Annotated in this window: 12 protein-coding genes, 1 tRNA gene and 1 pseudogene; 9 read left to right on the forward strand and 5 right to left on the reverse strand. The window is 61.4% G+C overall.

What is annotated here, in order from left to right; translation table 11 throughout:
- Window positions 1-53 precede the first annotated feature (53 nt).
- From HGSM_RS11410 to rlmB, 6 genes and pseudogenes are all read left to right on the forward strand, one after another.
- Window positions 54-1,352 (forward strand): extracellular solute-binding protein, encoded by a 1,299-nt coding sequence (locus HGSM_RS11410; RefSeq protein WP_019148900.1) that lies wholly within the window; start codon window positions 54-56, stop codon window positions 1,350-1,352.
- A gap of 7 nt (window positions 1,353-1,359) precedes the next feature.
- On the forward strand, window positions 1,360-2,385 hold the full coding sequence (locus tag HGSM_RS11415) for a carbohydrate ABC transporter permease (RefSeq protein WP_040595127.1): 1,026 nt from the start codon (window positions 1,360-1,362) through the stop codon (window positions 2,383-2,385).
- Window positions 2,382-3,272: a carbohydrate ABC transporter permease gene (locus HGSM_RS11420; RefSeq protein WP_019148902.1), complete on the forward strand. Its 891-nt coding sequence runs from the start codon at window positions 2,382-2,384 to the stop codon at window positions 3,270-3,272. Before HGSM_RS11415 ends, HGSM_RS11420 begins: the two co-directional genes overlap by 4 nt.
- 151 nt (window positions 3,273-3,423) lie before the next feature.
- A pseudogene (locus HGSM_RS11425) lies at window positions 3,424-5,699 on the forward strand (beta-xylosidase/alpha-l-arabinosidase).
- A 154-nt stretch (window positions 5,700-5,853) separates the two neighbouring features.
- The gene (gene cysS, locus HGSM_RS11430) at window positions 5,854-7,263 is read left to right on the forward strand and encodes a cysteine--tRNA ligase (RefSeq protein WP_040595128.1); all 1,410 of its coding nucleotides are present in this window, start codon (window positions 5,854-5,856) and stop codon (window positions 7,261-7,263) included.
- 45 nt (window positions 7,264-7,308) lie between these two features.
- Window positions 7,309-8,289, forward strand: a complete 981-nt coding sequence (gene rlmB / locus HGSM_RS11435) for a 23S rRNA (guanosine(2251)-2'-O)-methyltransferase RlmB (protein ID WP_019148905.1) — start codon at window positions 7,309-7,311, stop codon at window positions 8,287-8,289.
- A 130-nt stretch (window positions 8,290-8,419) separates the two neighbouring features.
- Here rlmB and HGSM_RS11440 read toward each other — a convergent pair whose 3' ends face one another.
- The 4 genes from HGSM_RS11440 to HGSM_RS11455 form a co-directional block, all read right to left on the reverse strand.
- Window positions 8,420-9,661 (reverse strand): DUF4032 domain-containing protein, encoded by a 1,242-nt coding sequence (locus HGSM_RS11440; RefSeq protein ID WP_019148906.1) that lies wholly within the window; start codon window positions 9,659-9,661, stop codon window positions 8,420-8,422.
- 126 nt (window positions 9,662-9,787) lie between these two features.
- On the reverse strand, window positions 9,788-10,888 hold the full coding sequence (locus HGSM_RS11445) for an ABC transporter ATP-binding protein (protein WP_019148907.1): 1,101 nt from the start codon (window positions 10,886-10,888) through the stop codon (window positions 9,788-9,790).
- A 134-nt stretch (window positions 10,889-11,022) separates the two neighbouring features.
- Window positions 11,023-11,823: a trehalose-phosphatase gene (gene otsB / locus HGSM_RS11450; RefSeq protein ID WP_040595129.1), complete on the reverse strand. Its 801-nt coding sequence runs from the start codon at window positions 11,821-11,823 to the stop codon at window positions 11,023-11,025.
- On the reverse strand, window positions 11,820-13,373 hold the full coding sequence (locus HGSM_RS11455; RefSeq protein WP_019148909.1) for an alpha,alpha-trehalose-phosphate synthase (UDP-forming): 1,554 nt from the start codon (window positions 13,371-13,373) through the stop codon (window positions 11,820-11,822). Before HGSM_RS11455 ends, otsB begins: the two co-directional genes overlap by 4 nt.
- A gap of 100 nt (window positions 13,374-13,473) precedes the next feature.
- Here HGSM_RS11455 and HGSM_RS11460 point away from each other — a divergent pair, with 100 nt between their 5' ends.
- From HGSM_RS11460 to HGSM_RS11470, 3 genes are all read left to right on the forward strand, one after another.
- Window positions 13,474-15,246, forward strand: a complete 1,773-nt coding sequence (locus HGSM_RS11460; protein WP_019148910.1) for a serine/threonine protein kinase — start codon at window positions 13,474-13,476, stop codon at window positions 15,244-15,246.
- A gap of 84 nt (window positions 15,247-15,330) precedes the next feature.
- On the forward strand, window positions 15,331-16,143 hold the full coding sequence (locus HGSM_RS11465) for a DsbA family protein (protein ID WP_019148911.1): 813 nt from the start codon (window positions 15,331-15,333) through the stop codon (window positions 16,141-16,143).
- Between the two features lie 197 nt (window positions 16,144-16,340).
- Window positions 16,341-16,414 (forward strand) — tRNA-Thr (locus tag HGSM_RS11470).
- A gap of 187 nt (window positions 16,415-16,601) precedes the next feature.
- On the opposite strand, the gene HGSM_RS11475 is transcribed toward HGSM_RS11470, so the two are convergent.
- Window positions 16,602-17,426 carry an SGNH/GDSL hydrolase family protein gene (locus tag HGSM_RS11475; RefSeq protein ID WP_051009858.1) on the reverse strand — a complete coding sequence of 275 codons (825 nt, stop codon included), beginning with the start codon at window positions 17,424-17,426 and terminating at the stop codon, window positions 16,602-16,604.
- Window positions 17,427-17,508: the final 82 nt, after the last annotated feature.

Genomic DNA, 17,508 nt, shown 5'->3' on the forward strand with positions numbered 1-17,508 from the left:
TCAACGACTGAATATATTGGGGTTACTTCACTCAACGATGAGGAGAAAATCCTGTGAAAGACTCACGTTTCATCAAGGGGCTTGCCGCCGCGGCAACTGCCTCGTTGCTCCTAGCAGCCTGCAGCGGTGGCGGCGGGGAAGGCAGCGGAACCGACGCAAGCGGTAACACGACAATCACGTGGTGGCACAACTCCAACACTGACCCTGGAAAAGCCTTCTACGAGGCGAAGGCCAAGGAGTTTGAAGCCGCCAACAAGGGTGTCACGATCAAGATCGAGGCACTTCAGCACGAAGACATGGGCACCAAACTTGAAGCAGCCTTCCAGTCGGGTGACCTCCCAGACATCTACATGGAACGTGGCGGCGGAGAGCTCAAGGACCACGTTGCTGCAGGACTGACCAAGGACCTCACTGAAGCGTCTGCAGACACCATTGCAAAACTCGGTGGAAACGTCGCTGGTTGGCAGGTAGATGGAAAGACTTACGGCCTGCCATTCTCCATGGGCGTTGTCGGATTCTGGTACAACAAGTCGATGTTTAAGGACGCGGGTATCGAATCCACGCCAACGAACATGAACGAGTTCTACCAGGTCATTGAGAAGCTCAAGGCAAATGACGTAGAACCGATTTCGGTAGGTGCTGGCGACAAGTGGCCTGCCGCCCACTACTGGTACTACACCGCACTGCGCCAGTGCTCGCAGGATGTTCTGCAGGGTGCTGTTCAGACCCTCGACTTCCAAGACTCTTGCTTCATTAAGGCGGGCGAGACACTTGACGAGATCATCGCTAAGGAGCCATTCAACTCGGGCTTCCTGTCCACCCCTGCTCAGTCTGGCCCAACCTCGGCCTCAGGGCTCCTCGCAACCGGAAAGGTCGCCATGGAGCTCGCGGGACACTGGGAGCCGGGCGTCATGCAGGGGCTGACCGAGGACAACAAGGGTCTTGGTGAAGACACTGGTTGGTTCGCCTTCCCGGCAATTGAGGGTGGTGCAGGCGATCCAGCAGCACAGCTCGGTGGCGGTGACGCATGGTCGGTATCTGAGAAGGCACCTGATGCAGCCGTCGATTTCGTCAATTTCCTGCTCTCAGACGAGGTGCAAACTGGATTCGCAGAACTCGACATGGGCCTGCCAACCAACCCTGCAGCCTCCAGCGCTGTCAAGGATCCAGCACTTGCTGATCTGCTAAAGGTCCGTGATGCTGCACCATTCATCCAGCTGTACTTTGATACTGCATTCGGCACCGCGATCGGCGGCGCGATGAACGACGAAATCGCGCTGATGTTTGCTGGCCAGGCAAGTCCACAGGACATCGTGGACGCGGTACAAGCCGCAGCCGACGCAGAAAAGTGAGCTAGCCGTGGCAGACAAGACACCCAACGTGACACTGTCTGCGGCGAACAGCACTTCCTACGACCGTGCAGGGGACAGTACGTCTCCTGCACGGCAGGTTGCCCCAAATCGTCGCAGGACCAAACCCAACTATCGCATGGGCGCTGAAGCGACACTCTTCATCGCCCCGGCGCTGATTCTCTTTGCAATGTTCGTGGTCTGGCCCATGATCCGCGCGGTCCAGTTCTCGTTGTACAAGTGGAAGGGCTACGGCCCCCTTGTGGATTTCGTGGGGCTGAAGAACTACGTCTCCGTCCTCTCCAACGATGTGTTTACGGGTGCGCTAATGCATAACCTGATCATCGTCGTTGCTTCGATCTTGATGCAGCTTCCTCTTGGACTACTCATTGCGCTCTTGTTGAACCGGAAGATGTTCGGACGCGGACTGTTGCGCACCATCGTCTTCGTCCCATACATCCTCGCCGAGGTAATAGTCGCGGTCGTGTGGTTCCAACTCCTTCAACCCAAGTACGGCGCGATTGATACGCTTCTCGCCTCGATAGGCATTAAGGGGCCAGAGCAAGGATTTCTTGGAACGCCTGAGTACGCGCTTGCAACCGTCATGGTTGTTCTGACGTGGAAGTATCTGGGCTTTGCAGTCATCCTTTTCCTGGCAGGCCTTCAAGGCGTACCCGAGGAACTTAACGAGGCCGCCCAGATCGACGGTGCCTCGTGGTGGCAGACTCAGCGCAAGATTACGATTCCTTTGCTCGGGCCTACACTGCGCACATGGGTCTTCCTGTCAATGGTGGGGTCACTTCAGCTGTTCGACATGGTTTGGATCTTGACCAAGGGCGGCCCTGCTAATGCGACCACAACGATGGTCACATTCCTGATCACCGAGGGGACCAAGCGGTCAAACTTCGGAATTGCTTCCGCAGCTTCAGTCATTCTGTTTGTTATCGCACTCACCTTCGCGCTGCTGTACCAGCGCTTCGTGATGCGTCGGGACAACCCAGACTATGTACCACGCGTGAAGGGGAGTAAACGATGAATGCCGTACCTAAGGCCGCGCGCGCTGTGACTACCACGCACACATCCAGGCGCCTCTTCAAGTCCTCAAACGGTCACAAGGCTGGACCATTCACGTACTTCATGGCGATCCTGCTGGCGTGTGTCACGCTAGGACCGGTCAGTTTTGCAGTGTTGGGAGGGTTTCGCTCAAACGCGCAGCTAGCTGAGAACCCGGCGGGGCTGCCTGATCCGTGGATCCTCGACAACTACCAACGCGTCATAACCTCCGCGAGTTTTTGGCAGTACGCACTGAACTCGACGATCATCGCGTTGCTTACCACTGCCATGGTGGTCACGTTCGGAATGATGGCTGCTTACCCACTCGCACGGTTCAACTTTAAGCATCGCGAGAAGATTTACATGATCTTTGTAGCGGGCTTGCTCTTCCCCGCGACCGTCGCGATCATTCCGCTGTTCATCCTCATTAACAAGGACTTGAATCTCGGAAACACATGGCTGGGTGTTGCGCTCCCTCAAGCTGCTTTCGCGCTGCCAATGACCATCGTCATTCTGCGTCCGTTCCTGCAGGCTATTCCCAAGGAAATTGAAGAGGCGTCCACTCTCGATGGGGCAGGCCGGCTGGGCTTCTTTGGCCGGATCGTACTGCCGCTGTCTGGACCTGGAATGGTTACCACAGGTGTGCTTGCATTTGTGGCCTCGTGGAACGGGTACCTCCTGCCTCTGCTCTTGCTGCAGGGCGATATGAAGACATTGCCACTTGGAGTTGCCGACTTCTCAACTCAGTACTCGTCCGACACCGCAGGTGTATTCGCCTTCACCACACTCTCAATGATTCCGGCACTGATTTTCTTCTTGACCATGCAGAACAAGATTGTCAACGGCCTCCAGGGCGCAGTCAAGGGCTAACCGGACCGCTGCCACCCAGCACGACCAGAACCATCGTGAGTAAATTCTCGACGATTCTGCTGAGTTCCAGCGCACCTTACGCAGGGGCGCACCCACCCCCCCACTCACAACGGCCTGCCATGGCCGGAGCCGCCATTAAAGGAGAACATCCATGACCGACCAAACGGACCGCAGCGCGTTTGCGGCCCAAGCCCAAGCACTGCTGAAGCAGATGACCCTCGAGGAGAAACTCGCACAGATCGTGGGCTCTGGGACAAGGGCGACGGAGAAGCGGTGGCTCCGCTCCAGGGCGAGTTTGCGGAGGCCAACACATTTGCCGGCGCAACCAAGAATGGTCTTGGGCACGTGACTCGCGTTTACGGGACCCGCCCCATTGACCCCGTTGAACGGGCAGCTTGGCTGTGGAATGAGCAGCGACGCGTCGTCCGAGAGACCAGGCTTGGTATCCCCATGCTCGTGCACGAGGAATGCCTCACAGGCTTGTCAGCGTGGAAGGCCGCAACCTTCCCTACTCCGCTGTCATGGGGTGCGTCCTTTGATCCCGATCTGGTTGAGGAGATGGCGGGCCTCATTGGCAAGTCGATGCGTCAGCTGGGGATTCACCAGGGGCTGTCGCCTGTGCTCGATGTTGTGAGAGATCCACGGTGGGGCCGGACCGAGGAGTGCATCTCTGAGGACCCGTACCAGGTTGCGACTACTGCCACGGCTTACGTGAAGGGGCTCCAGGCCGAGGGTGTCCACGCCACGTTGAAGCACTTCGTTGGGTATTCGGCCTCGCAGTCGGGACGCAACTTTGGTCCTGTTCACGCCGGTCCACGTGAGATCGCGGATGTGCTTCTGCCTCCGTTCGAAATGGCGGTCATTGAGGGTGGGGTGCGCTCCGTGATGCACGCCTACACCGAGATCGATGGAGTTCCCGTTGCGGCAAATCCCGCGTATCTCACTGATCTGCTGCGTGAGCAGTGGGGCTTTGATGGAACCGTGGTGGCCGACTACTTCGGCGTGGCGTTCCTTGAGAAACTCCACAACATTGCCGCGGACCTCACTGAGGCAGCGAAGCTTGCGCTTGAAGCCGGCCTTGATATCGAACTGCCCACCGGTGACGCCTACCTCGCGCCATTGGCCAAGGGTGTGCGAGAAGGAGTGATCGACGAGGCGCTCGTGGACCGCGCAGTGCTCCGAGCCTTGGAGCAAAAAGCCGAGCTGGGACTGCTGGGCAACACGTTTGAGGATGAGCCCCCAACAGAGATCGACCTCGACTCGCCCGCGCACCGCGATGTAGCACGTAGGCTCGCGGAGGAATCGGTTGTACTCCTTTCCAACGACGGCGTACTTCCGCTGCGAAACCCCGCAAAGATCTCAGTGATCGGTCCAAACGCGGACCGACTCTCAGCAATGTTCGGGTGCTACTCGTTTGTGAATCACGTTCTTTCGTTGCACGACGGATACGACACAGGTATCGACGTCCCAACAATGCGCGAAGGGCTCGTGCGGGAGTTCGAAAACGCGGAGTTTGCGACTGCCCGTGGCTGCAACATTGATGACCAGGATCGTTCGGGATTCGACGAGGCCGTGGCTACGGCTGCAGGCAGCGATGTGACTGTTCTTGTGCTTGGTGACCAAGCAGGACTGTTCGGGCGTGGAACCGTAGGTGAGGGCTGCGACCGTGACTCCCTCGAACTCCCGGGTGTCCAACGTGAACTGGCTGAGGCTGTACTGGCTACCGGAAAGCCCGTGGTCATCGTGCTGCTGACTGGGCGTCCGTATGTGGTTGGTTGGGCGCTGGAGCGTGCCGCTGCGGTGGTACAGAGCTTCTTCCCCGGCGAGGAAGGCGCAAGCGCGGTTGCCGGAGTGCTGTCAGGAAGAGTGAACCCATCTGGACGACTGCCTGTTTCGCTCCCGCGCTCAACCGGCGCGCAGCCTTACACGTACCTGCACCCATCGTTGGGCGGCGACAACAGCGTGACAAACCTGTCTTCCAAGCCAGACCGAGAGTTTGGGTTTGGGCTGTCGTACACAACGTTTGAGCACAGCACCCTATCGGTCCATGCGGAAGATACGTCCAGCCCTCTTGTGCTCACGGTGCGGGTTACGAACACAGGCGAGCGCGACGGTGACGAGGTCGTGCAGCTCTACGCCCGCGATCTCGTGGGCTCGTTGACCCGGCCGGTTGCGCAACTTATTGGATATGCACGCGTGTCACTCGCTGCGGGCGCTTCAACGGAACTGACGTTCACGGTGCCACCATCGCGACTGTCCTTTACCAACCGGGCAATGAATCGGGTTGTCGAACCCGGTGCCTTCGAGTTCTGGACCGGTACCTGTGCCGTGCCAGCCCAGGTGCCTGCCGAGGTTAACTTGACCGGGGACGTGCACACGGTGGAGCTTGGTGATCCGCGAACTACACATATCACGATGGGTTCCTGACAACGTTTCTTGATGGTCGCGAGCGCACGATGAGGGCGCCTAGCTTCTAGTGGAAGCTAGGCGTCCTCAAGTTCAGGTAGCAAACGGCCACGACCACCGGCATGATTAGCCTCACCAAACCGGAAGAATCCGCGCTAGCAGGTAAACTGGACCGGTGACTTTACGGCTCTTTGACACGGCAACGCGCCAGGTGCGCACTTTCGAACCTCGAGTAACGGGCAAAGTGGGCATGTACGTGTGTGGCGCCACGGTGCAGGCACCGCCCCACATCGGGCATATGCGCTCCGCGGTGGCCTTTGACGTGCTCGTACGCTGGCTCAAGCGGACGGGGCTGGACGTCACCTACATTCGCAACGTCACCGATATCGATGACAAGATCATCTCCAAGTCTGCTGCGAACGACACCGAATGGTGGGCGTGGGCCGCGATCGACGAGCGCGCCTTCACGGACGCGTACGACGCGTTGGGAAATCTGCGCCCCACGTTTGAGCCTCACGCTACGGCACACATACTCGACATGATCGAGCTCATGGACCGTTTGGTTGAGCGCGGCCACGCGTACCAGGCCGGCGAGGGCAACGTGTACTTTGATACGCGTTCGTGGCAGTCCTACGGCTCGCTGACTAACCAGCAGATCGATGACGCACTGCCTTCGGAAGACGAGGATGAGGTTTCGCTCAAGCGCGACCCCCGCGACTTCGCGCTGTGGAAGGCCGCCAAGCCAGCCGAGCCAGCTACCGCCCAGTGGCCCACCCCGTATGGCACGGGTCGTCCTGGCTGGCACTTGGAGTGCTCGGCAATGGCCAAACGCTACCTGGGAGAGGCGTTCGACATCCACGGTGGTGGACTCGACCTGCGTTTCCCTCACCACGAGAACGAGCAGGCGCAGTCCAAGGCCGCCGGCTACGACTTTGCAAACTTCTGGATGCACTCCGCGTGGGTGACCCAAGGCGGGACCAAGATGTCCAAGTCGCTCGGGAACGGGCTGCTGGTTTCAGAGGTTCTCGAGAACACGCGCGCTGCCGTGCTGCGGTACGCGCTTGCAACCGTTCACTACCGCTCCATGCTGGAGTGGACCCCGGACACCGTGGCTGACGCCAACGCGATGTGGGACCGCTTCAGCGGTTTCGTCGACCGCGCGTCCGAGGTAGTCGGTGACGTGTCGTTCGAGGAAGTGGCGGCGGCTGAGCTCCCGGCTGCATTCACGGACGCGATGAACGATGACCTCAACGTTTCCGTGGGCCTTGCCGTGGTCCACGAGCACCTTAAGGCTGGCAACTCCGCGCTCGCCTCGGGTGACACCAAATCGGCCCGTACACACCTGGTTGCTCTGCGCGCAATGCTGGACACCTTTGGTCTTGACCCTGCCGCATGGTCACAAGAAGCGGGCGACGACAAGTCCGCACGGGCACTGGATTCGCTCGTGGCCTCGCAGATTCAGGCACGCGTTCAGGCGCGTAAGGACCGCGACTTCGCCACCGCGGACGCTATCCGTGATTCCCTGGCTGCGGCCGGAATCGTTGTTGAAGACTCCGCCACGGGCGCGCGCTGGTCGCTCGCCTGAGGCCCCACACAAAGATACAAAGACTTTAGGAAGGCCATTACTTTCATGGCAGGTAACTCCCAGCGTCGCGGTGCGACGCGCAAGGCAAGCACCAAGAAGGGTGCAACTAAGGGCACGGGCGGCAACGGCCGTCAGGCTCTCGAGGGTCGCGGTGCCACGCCAAAGGCCGAGGACCGCACTTGGCACCCAGCAGGTAAGCGCAAGGCTGCCGCTGAGCGCCTTGAGGCTGCGCGCGAGCGCAACCGCCCACGCGCCCGCAAGTCGAACTTTGCCGGCGACAAGGTCAGCGAGTACGTGGCAGGCCGTAACTCGGTGCTCGAAGCCCTGCGCGCAAACATGCCCGTGACCAAGCTGTTCATCGCGGTTCGCCTGGACCACGACGACCGCACCAAGGAGATCCTTGAGATCGCCGCACTCCGCTCCATCCCCGTGTTCGAGACCTCCAAGAATGAGCTCGACCACATGACCGACGGCTCGGTCCACCAGGGCATGGTCGTGGGCGTTCCTCCCTACGAGTACTCCGACGTGGACGACCTCCTCGACCGTGCTGCTGCTGCGGACGAGCCAGCCCTTATCGTTGCGCTCGACTCCGTGACTGACCCACGTAACCTGGGTGCCGTCCTGCGTTCCGCTGGTGCGTTTGGTGCGCACGGTGTGCTCGTGCCCGAGCGTCGCGCCGCAGGCGTGACTGCCTCCGCGTGGAAGGTCTCGGCCGGAGCCGCGGCTCACGTCCCAGTTGCCCGCGAGACCAACCTCGTGCGCGCACTCGGCGAGCTCAAGAAGGCCGGCTGCTTCGTGGTAGGGCTAGACGGTGGCGGGGACACCAACGTCGCAGAGATCCCGTTCGCAACGGACCCAGTTGTCATTGTGGTGGGCTCCGAGGGCAAGGGACTGTCTCGCCTCGTGCGCGAGACCTGCGACGCGATCGCCTCGATCCCAATCGCCGCGGCAGTCGAGTCGCTGAACGCCGGCGTGGCCGCCGGTATCACCCTGTACGAGATCGCAAAGGCTCGTTCCGAATCCTGATCCCTGCGCGGCATCTGATTTTCGACGATTGAGGCTGGTTCTCAGCCAAGATCGTCGTTTATCAGGTGGTGCGAAAGCACGTGTGGCCGGGCACCCATTGGGTGCCCGGCCACACGCGTATACGGCTGAACTATTCCTGCAGGTCGGCGTCTTCTGGAGCGAGCCCGAGGATGGACATTTCGTCCGGGCGGTTGCGTAGGACGGTGTGGATGTAGCTGTCTACGACCTCGGACATGGGGACGTCGCGGCGCTGCTGCTCGGAAAGGAACCAGCGGTGGTCGAGGATCTCATGGAACAGTTGTGCGGGCTCGAGCTTCTTGCGTAGTTCGCGGGGCACGGCCTGAACGGTGGGCTCGAAAACTTGGGCCAGCCAGTCGTGCGCCACAAACTCGATCTCGTCTTTTTGGCGGTCCGTGATTGCGCGGTAGTGCTCGAGATCGTTGAGCAGGCGGCGGGCCTGGTTCTCTTGGACGTCGAGGCCGGTCAAGTGCATGAGCCGGCGTGCGTGGTGGCCGGCGTCCACGATCTTGGGTTGGATCATCACTGTTGTGCCGTCGATGTCCGTGGTCATCTCGAGCTCGTCCACGTCGAAGCCGAGCGAGTTGAGGTACTCGATGTGCTGGGCCACGAGCCACGGCTCGTCCGCGTCAAACTCTTCCTTGTCATGCAGCGCGCTCCACAGTTCGTTGTAGCGCTGCTTGAGGGCGTCGCCGATCGCGATGACGTCCACGTCCTCATCAATCATCTCGCCGGCCTGAAGGTCCATGAGTTCGCCGATGATGTTGGTGCGCGCCAAGTCAATGTCGTAGTTGCGCTGGCCGTCGGAGAGGCGGGGGAGGAGCTGGCCGGTCTCGGCGTCCACAAGCCAGGCTGCAAACGTCTCGGCGTCTCGGCGGAACAGGGTGTTCGACAGCGACACGTCGCCCCAGTAGAAGCCGATGAGGTGGAGGCGGACCATGAGCACGGCGAGGGCGTCGATGAGGCGCGACTCGGTGTCGGGCTGGAGCGTCTGGCTATACAGCGAACGGTAAGGCAGGGAGAACTGTAGGTGCTTGGTGATGAGCACAGCCTCGAGGCGCTCACCATTCTTGTCCTTGCGTCCGGTGATAACGCCCACGGGCTCCACAGAAGGGACGTCAGTCTTGGAGAGTTGGCGCAGTAGCTCGTACTCGTTGAATGCGACGGTCTCGCCGATTTCCTTGACCGCGAGGACCTGCCCGGAGAGCTTCACAAACCTCACCACGTGGCGGGAGATACCGCGAGGCAGCGCGGCGAGCACCTCGTTGGGCCAGTCCTCAAGTGGAATGTCCCACGGCAGTGACAGGAGCGCCGGGTCCGGGTGCGCAGCGGTAATCTGGAGTGTTTGTGGCATTGCGGGGTCCTTGGAACGGGGAAGAATCTCTGGAGCAAGTCTAGTCGGGGTAACGAAAAGGTGGGCAGGCCGTGTGGCCCACCCACCTTTTCATGTGCTTCTGGTTAACCCAGCGCTGTGCCTAGATCAGATCGAGGCGATGCGTGCGCCGGAGCTTGGAGCGAAGACGTGCTCAGCACCTGGCTTGATTGCCACGTGGATGAACTCACCCTTCTCAGGAGCGGTGCGTGGGTTGACGCGGACGATGACGTCCTGGTCGCCTTCAGAGGTCTTGAGCGAACCGTAGACGTATGCGTCCGATCCGAGCTCCTCAACGATGTTGACCTGAACTGCGAGTGCCGCCGGGTCAGATGCAGAGACGAGGTCGAGCGACTCTGGGCGGAAACCGATGGTGATCTTGCCACCGTCGGCCTCGGATAGCGAGGAGATTGCGTCACGGGTGATTGGCAGACGCGAGTCGCCGATCTCCGCAACGCCGTTGTTTACGGTGAAGGTGCCGAGGTTCATGGCTGGGGAGCCGATGAAGCCTGCAACGAACACGTTCGCTGGGGTGTCGTACATTTCGCGTGGGGTGCCAACCTGCTGGAGCACACCGTCCTTGAGGACTGCAATGCGGTCACCCATAGTGAGTGCCTCAGTCTGGTCGTGCGTAACGTACACGGTGGTGACACCGAGACGGCGCTGGAGCGAAGCGATCTGCGTACGGGTCTGCACACGGAGCTTGGCGTCGAGGTTGGACAGTGGCTCGTCCATGAGGAACACCTGTGGCTGACGAACGATTGCGCGGCCCATTGCAACACGCTGGCGCTGACCACCGGAGAGTGCCTTTGGCTTGCGGTCGAGGTACTCAGTGAGGTCGAGGATCTTTGCAGCTTCCTCAACGCGCTGACGGATCTCTGCCTTGTTGACGCCGGCAATCTTGAGCGCGAAGCCCATGTTGTCTGCCACGGTCATGTGTGGGTAGAGAGCGTAGTTCTGGAAGACCATCGCGATGTCGCGGTCCTTGGGCTGAACGTCGGTGACGTCGCGGTCACCGATGAGGATTCGACCCTGGTTGACGTCCTCGAGACCAGCGAGCATACGCAGCGAGGTGGACTTTCCACATCCGGAAGGACCAACGAGTACGAGGAACTCGCCGTCTTCGATGTGGAGGTTCAGCTGGTCAACAGCTGGACGCTCGGTGCCTGGGTAAATGCGCGACGCGTGGTCATAGGTTACGGTAGCCATTTTGTGCTACATCCCTTCACCGGCAGGTACGTGCCGGACGATCCGTTGTGATGGGTGTGCACGCGTTCAGCCCTCCTGCAGAAGGGGGAATGTCCGCGTTGACACGATGTTTAGTTGTGTGGAGTGTGATTGATTCAACCACGATCCTTGGTCACCATATCAGCAATAACTTCAAGAAGTAATGACGCTTCGTCTGGATCCTGTACCCGCTCGCCCGCTGCGGTGACTCCGGGCCCCACCTTCACGGCGAGATCGGGGCCGTCGAGCACCCTAAATACGGTCTCGTCGGTGACATCATCACCCATGTAGAACACCGCGCTCGCACCGAGATCAGCGCGTAATTGCGCCACGGCGTTGCCCTTGGACACCTTGATCACCGAGACCTCAACAACGTCGTGGCCGGACATAGCAAACACGGGTTTGCCCTCGCAGTAGGCCAGCAACTCGGCTGCGATTCTGGCTGAGTCACTTTCACCCGCAAGTCGGGTGTGCAGAACCACCGAGGTGGACTTGTTTTCGAGCCAGGCACCTCGGGCGCTCTGGCTGATCTTCCCCGCGTGGGTGCGTAGTTCCTCTAGCGTGGCGAGCTGCTGGTCCGTGAGGGCGGACGTCACTGCGCTCACCGTGCCATCCTCTTCGATCACGCCCGACTCGGCGCCGTGAGTGCCGTAGAGCAGGGTCCCCGGTGGAGGGCTTGCGAGAGCCGCTAGGTCCGCCAGCCTGCGACCCGATACCAGAGCGAGTCTGACCCGCTTCGGGTCGGCGCCTCCTAGTGCGGCAAGCGCCCGCGCGCTGCGCGGCAGCACGCGGGACGCCGTTGGGTCGTCCACGAGGGGTGCAAGCACCCCGTCAAAGTCGGACGCGATGATGAGGAGGCCGCGGTGCGCGGTGAAAGCTGCTGCGGCGCGCTGCGCCGCCCCGTTCAACTGCCTCATGAGGCAGTGATTTTCGACGATTGCGCCTCGTCCGCGGAGGGTGCGACCGGGTGGGCGGCAGGGTAGGAGGAGCTTCCCGGCTGCGCGTCCGGTGGCGTTGCTAACGGGTCTGTGGTGCCGTTCTCCGCAGGATCGGCGTGACTGGGAGCGCTGGCAAGAGCGTCGAGGAACGAGTGTGCCCACTTGCTCACGTCGTCCTGCATGACCTTGCGCCTCAGGCGCCTCATGCGTCGGCGGGACTCAGCCGCCGGCATTCGCGCGGCGTGCATGAGTGCGTCCTTCATGCCGTCGATGTCGTGAGGGTTGACGAGGATCGCCCCCGAGAGCTGATCGGCGGCTCCTGTGAACTCCGATAGGACGAGTGCGCCGGACATGGTGTGTCGCGCGGCTACGTACTCCTTGGCCACGAGGTTCATGCCGTCGCGCAGTGAGGTCACGAGCATGACGTCCGACGCGAGGTACAGCGCGGCCATCTCCTCCTGCGGGTAGGAGTGGTGCAGGTAGTGGATCGCGGTGTGTCCCAACTGCCCGAACTCGCCATCGATTCGCCCGACGAGGCCCTCGACCTGCTCGCGCAGTTCCTGATAGGCCCCCACGTTTTCTCGGCTGGGGCTCGCGACCTGGACGAGCGTGCAGTCCTCTACACTCACTCGGCCATCGCGCAGGAGCTCCCCGTAGGCCTTGATGCGGTGTCGGATGCCCTTGGTGTAGTCGAGGCGGTCAACGCCCAGCATGATGATGTCTGGGTTACCCAGTTCCTCCCGGATCTCCCGCGCGCGTGCCTGGACTTCCGGGGTGTGTGCGAGCGCGTCAAAGGCGGCGGAGTCGATGGAGATCGGGAATGCACGGGCGAGGATCTCGCGCGGTGCACCCGCGTGTGTCGGCACCTTGAAACGCTCTGAACGCGCATTGATTGCGGTGAGTAGCTGGACGCACCTGCGGAAGTTCGTGGCATCGGTCTTGCGCTGGAAACCGATGACGTCTGCGCCGAGCAGACCGTCGAGGATCTGACGACGCCACGGGAGCTGCTGGAATAGATCGAAAGAGGGGAACGGGATGTGGTTGAAGAACCCGATCTTCAGGTCAGGGCGGAACTGACGGAGGAGTGCGGGGACCAGCTGCAACTGATAGTCATGAACCCACACGGTCGCGCCCTCGGCGGCTTGCTCAGCGGCGGCGTTGGCAAAGCGCGCATTGACCCTCTTGTATACCTCCCACCAGGTGCGGTGGTAAGCAGGAGGGGCGATGACGTCGTGGTAGAGCGGCCACAGGGTGTCGTTTGAGAAACCTTCATAGTACTGCTCGACTTCGACTGCGGAAAGGACAACGGGAACGAGTTGAGTGCCGTCGGCTTCGAAAGGGTCTAGCTCTATATCGGGGGATCCACTCCATCCGACCCATGCTGCCTTTGAGTTTTTGACAACTGGATCAAGAGCCGTGACAAGGCCACCGGGCGAGCGCGTCCACTGGATGTCGCCGGCATGATCCAGCGTTATGTCGACTGGCAGGCGGTTTGAGACCATCACAAGGTCAAAACCTGATTTGCTCATTCTTTACCAACTCCTTGTATTCACAGTCACCATATCGAGACTTCACAGTTTCTGCCGAGTAATGGGGAAGTATTCCCCCAAGAGCGAATAACGTATAGACATGGAGAGGATTGGGCTCGAGCCGGGCACCGAAATAGGCGGCTATCGGATCGTCAACCAACTGGGTTCAGGCGCGATGGGGGTTGTGTACCGTGCGCTGGATGGGGGCGGCCAGCCCGTTGCATTCAAGATGCTGCGGAGTTCTGTCATCGACGCCGAAGAACTCCGAGTCCGCCTTATTCGTGAAGCCACAGCAATGCGCAAGATCGACCACCCCGCAGTTGCCGCAATGCTGGATGTGGAAACCGACTCTGACGAGACCTTTATCGTCACCGAACTCATCGACGGCCCCACCCTCGAGACCTACGTGGCGGATCACGGGCCGCTCGAAGCCGAGGAACTTCACGCCTTTGCCGCTCGGCTCTACGACGCGCTGAGTGCAGTCCACGGCGCGCACGTGGTGCACCGAGACATGAAGCCAAACAACGTCCTCATGAGCTCGAAAGGCCCCGTGCTCATCGACTTCGGGATCGCCCACGGTATGCAGGACCCACGGCTAACGGCAACGGGCCTCGTTGTGGGCACCCCGGGATACCTCGCCCCAGAACTCATCAATGGGCTCGCACCAAGCGCCGCAACCGACCTGTGGGGATGGGCGGCGGTCGTCGTCTTCGCCGCAACGGGGCGCCCACCGTTCGGAATCGGCTCGTTCGAAACAGTCTTCGGCAGGGCGATGGCGGGGCGCGCTGACGTAGACGGTCTCGACGAGCGAGTAGCAGTCGCACTGCGCGGTGCCCTCGCGGTCAAGGCCGAGTACCGCTGGCACCCGGTCGAGGTTCTTGAGGAACTACGCGATGCTGCGGAAAATCCCGACGCATCCGCGCCCTTCCACGAACCGGACGAGGGCACCTGGAACGCAACCCAGATCGTCGAGTATCAAGGTCTTGGGGCGGGCCTCCCCGACACCGACGCCACGCGAGTGGCGCCACGCCTGACGCAACCAGGTGGCGACCCAGCCACGCAGGTCCTCGATGCGGCTGGTTCCACGCGGGTCATGCCCGCGGCACAGGGCGCGCAGGACTGGAACCAGACGCAAGTGCTGGCCCCCGTTCCCGGGCCGCCCTCCTACCAGCCGGATCCGTACGGTGCCCCACAATCGCAGGATGTGGGCGGCTGGGACCCACTCGGCCCCTTCGAGATGGGGGAGTTGGAACCCGAGTACGAGGGCTATAGGCGCCCCGAGCCGCCCACCCGATCGCTGATCATGACGCTCGGGTTGTTTGCTGTTGCTGCAGCCGCGATGCTCGTCCCGGCTTATGCGGGCGCGGTGCTCGTGGCGGTCCTCATCGTGTTCCGGACCGTCGGCGTTGCGTGGGACAGCTTCCACGAACGCCGTGAGTACAAGGGGATCTCCAAGCGCGACGGGCTGCGCGCGGGATTCGCCGTGCCCTGGAACTTCGTGCGCGCGTTTGTGGGGCTCATTCCGAGCCTCCTCATAGCGGCGGGTACTTTCATCGTGGTCGGAGGGGTGCTCCTGTGGACCGTCCAAGGGGCGGCGAGCATCAACAACCCCAGCAACGAACTGCTGGCAACCCAGGGCGTTGTGGCGGTTGCGGCGCTCGCAGCCATCCTCATGGTGTGGTTCGGGCCGGTAACTCACCACACGCGTGTTGGCGGCCGGGTCACCGTCCAAGCGCTTTTCCCAGGCAAAGTGGCAACACTCATCGTGGCGCTGCTCCTTTTGGCAGTCATAACACTGGTGGCACTTCAGTTGGCCATGGGGGCTGAAACTCTCTGGGCGCCACTTCAGGAACCGCCCAGTTTTCACGCATAATGTAGTCGCGAGATAAACCTGCTGTATTGGACACGGTCGGCGGACCATACCGCACCGGATCGTCACACAACGTAAAGGGACACTATGACCAACCAGAATGACGGACTGAGTAAGTCCGCTCGTCGCGATGCAGCGCGCGAGCGCGCGCTCAAAATCCAAAGGGAACAGGAGCGCCGCGAACAGCGTTCGCGCATGATCATTCTGCTCGGCGTCATTGCTGGCGTAGTCGTCGTAGCGCTCTTGGCCTTCTTCATCCTGCGCCAGGAAAAGCAACCCATTGACCCAACGGTCACCTCCTTCCCCTCTGATGTAGAGGTCCCGGCATCCTCGGATGCTTCAGGTGGGTTCACGTTCTTTGCTGGCAAGACCACGAGCACTACACCCACGGATGTGCCAGTCCTGGACCTGTACCTCGACTTCATGTGCTCACACTGCGCAGACTTCGAGGCACTCAACTCCGAATGGCTTGTAGAAAAGGCCAACACAGGTGAATTCGCGTACCGTATCCACCCAATTGCGATCCTCGGCTCGCAGCACTCGGTGACGATCGGCTCCGCGTTCGTCGCACTCCTCGACTCCAACCCAGAGGCTGCTATGAAGTTCGCGCAGACCGCGTTTGCTCAGCAGAATGCCTCGGGCATGTCACAGACCGCCATGAAAGAGGCCATGAAGGCTGCCGGCGCCACTGACGAGCAGATCTCCGAGGCGGTCTCCGGCAAGTACGAGCGCTTCATGCAAGCCGCGTCCAACATCACGCTCAACAACGAGAAGCTCCGCGACGCCGACGGCAACTTCGGAACCCCCGCGCTCTTCCTCAACGGTGAGCGTTGGGACATCAACTGGACCGATGTCGAAGGATTCAAGGCAGGGCTTGACGAGGCCATTGCGGCCGGCTGACCAGCACTGAAGTTGATGCGGGGCCGCGCCGGACAACTCGTCTGGCGCGGCCCCGCATTGTACTCACGGTGGTTTCGTGGTGTGGCTGCATGGTGCCGGTACGGCCCGTCCGCCTCCGGGTTGGGGGCCCGCGATTTCCTAACCATGGCAACTTCTGGTTAATCTATAACTCGCACTCGTCGAGTTCGCGAGAGCACGCCGCTTTAGCTCAGTTGGCCAGAGCATCGCACTTGTAATGCGAGGGTCATCGGTTCGAATCCGATAAGCGGCTCTAGTAAAGCCCCTGATCACCATGGTGATCAGGGGCTTTCGCGTGAGTGCCGTGCACCTGCAGCGAGTGCCGTCGCGCGGGGACGGCGCTCACCGCCGCTGAGCGGCACTCGCGTAGGTTAGTGCACGGCCAAAGGTGGAGTGGCGGTAGGAGCCTTCGACATTCCACGCCCACCCAACCCCTTCTCCTAACGAACCTCTTCCAGCGTGGGGTATTTGGCCGTGCGGTTGTCTCCGGAGGACGTACCCGTCAGGCGGCGCTTGATCCACGGCCCCACGTGCACCTTGGCCCAGTCGATGTTGCCGCGGGTGCGATCGGCCAGGGACGCAACGGGGCTCGGGTCGAGTGGCTGTGCGTATCGGGGATTCTCCGGGCGCAGCCCCAGACCCACGAGCGCGATGTCTGCCACGAGCTGGTGGCCCTGAGTGGTCAGGTGGATGCGGTCGTCTGCCCACAGGCGTGGGTCCGCGACCGAGCGGGTTCCCCACATGTCCTTGACGTACGCACCGCGGCGCTGCGCGATCGACCAGATGTGGGCGTTGTACAGGGCTACGCGGGAGCGTGTCAGCGCAAGCGAGCCTTGGCCGCCAAAGTCGGTACCCGTGCCCATGAGCACGTCGATTCCGGCTGCACGCGCCCGGGCAACGGCGTGGTCCAGCTGAGCCGCAATCGAGTCGATGTCGACGTGCGGGCGGAGGATGTCGTTCCCGCCGCCAATGATCGAGATGAGGTCGGGCTTCATGTCGATCGCGGCGTCAAGCTGCTCTGCGATGATGGGGCCCAACTGCTTGCCCCTGATGGCAAGGTTTGCGTAGCGAAGCGGAGACTCACCTGCGGCCTGCCGGCGAGTGGAAAGGGTCATTGCGAGGAGGTCCGCCCAGCCACGACACTTCTCGGGATCGACGGGGGAAATGTCCCACAGGCCCTCGGAGAATGAGTCTCCGATTGCCACGTACGACTCCCAGCGCGGCGCGGAACGGCTGTCTTCGGTTGTCTGAGGATGAAGAGTCACTGGAACATCGTACGTCCGCGTCCGCAACTACCCGCAAGGCGAAGTGGCGTGCGGCGCCCGTGAAACGCTCCTCGCCCTCGAC

Origin of the sequence: Timonella senegalensis JC301 (genome assembly GCF_000312125.1) — a bacterium.
GTDB lineage: Bacteria > Actinomycetota > Actinomycetes > Actinomycetales > Cellulomonadaceae > Timonella > Timonella senegalensis.

Bases quoted from the DNA above. Each gene is read 5' to 3' on its own strand.
- HGSM_RS11440 (WP_019148906.1), bottom strand. From the start codon at position 9,661: ATGCCACAAACACTCCAGATTACCGCTGCGCACCCGGACCCGGCGCTC.
- HGSM_RS11420 (WP_019148902.1), top strand. From the start codon at position 2,382: ATGAATGCCGTACCTAAGGCCGCGCGCGCTGTGACTACCACGCACACA.
- rlmB (WP_019148905.1), top strand. From the start codon at position 7,309: ATGGCAGGTAACTCCCAGCGTCGCGGTGCGACGCGCAAGGCAAGCACC.
- HGSM_RS11445 (WP_019148907.1), bottom strand. From the start codon at position 10,888: ATGGCTACCGTAACCTATGACCACGCGTCGCGCATTTACCCAGGCACC.
- HGSM_RS11455 (WP_019148909.1), bottom strand. From the start codon at position 13,373: ATGAGCAAATCAGGTTTTGACCTTGTGATGGTCTCAAACCGCCTGCCA.
- HGSM_RS11465 (WP_019148911.1), top strand. From the start codon at position 15,331: ATGACCAACCAGAATGACGGACTGAGTAAGTCCGCTCGTCGCGATGCA.
- HGSM_RS11460 (WP_019148910.1), top strand. From the start codon at position 13,474: ATGGAGAGGATTGGGCTCGAGCCGGGCACCGAAATAGGCGGCTATCGG.
- otsB (WP_040595129.1), bottom strand. From the start codon at position 11,823: ATGAGGCAGTTGAACGGGGCGGCGCAGCGCGCCGCAGCAGCTTTCACC.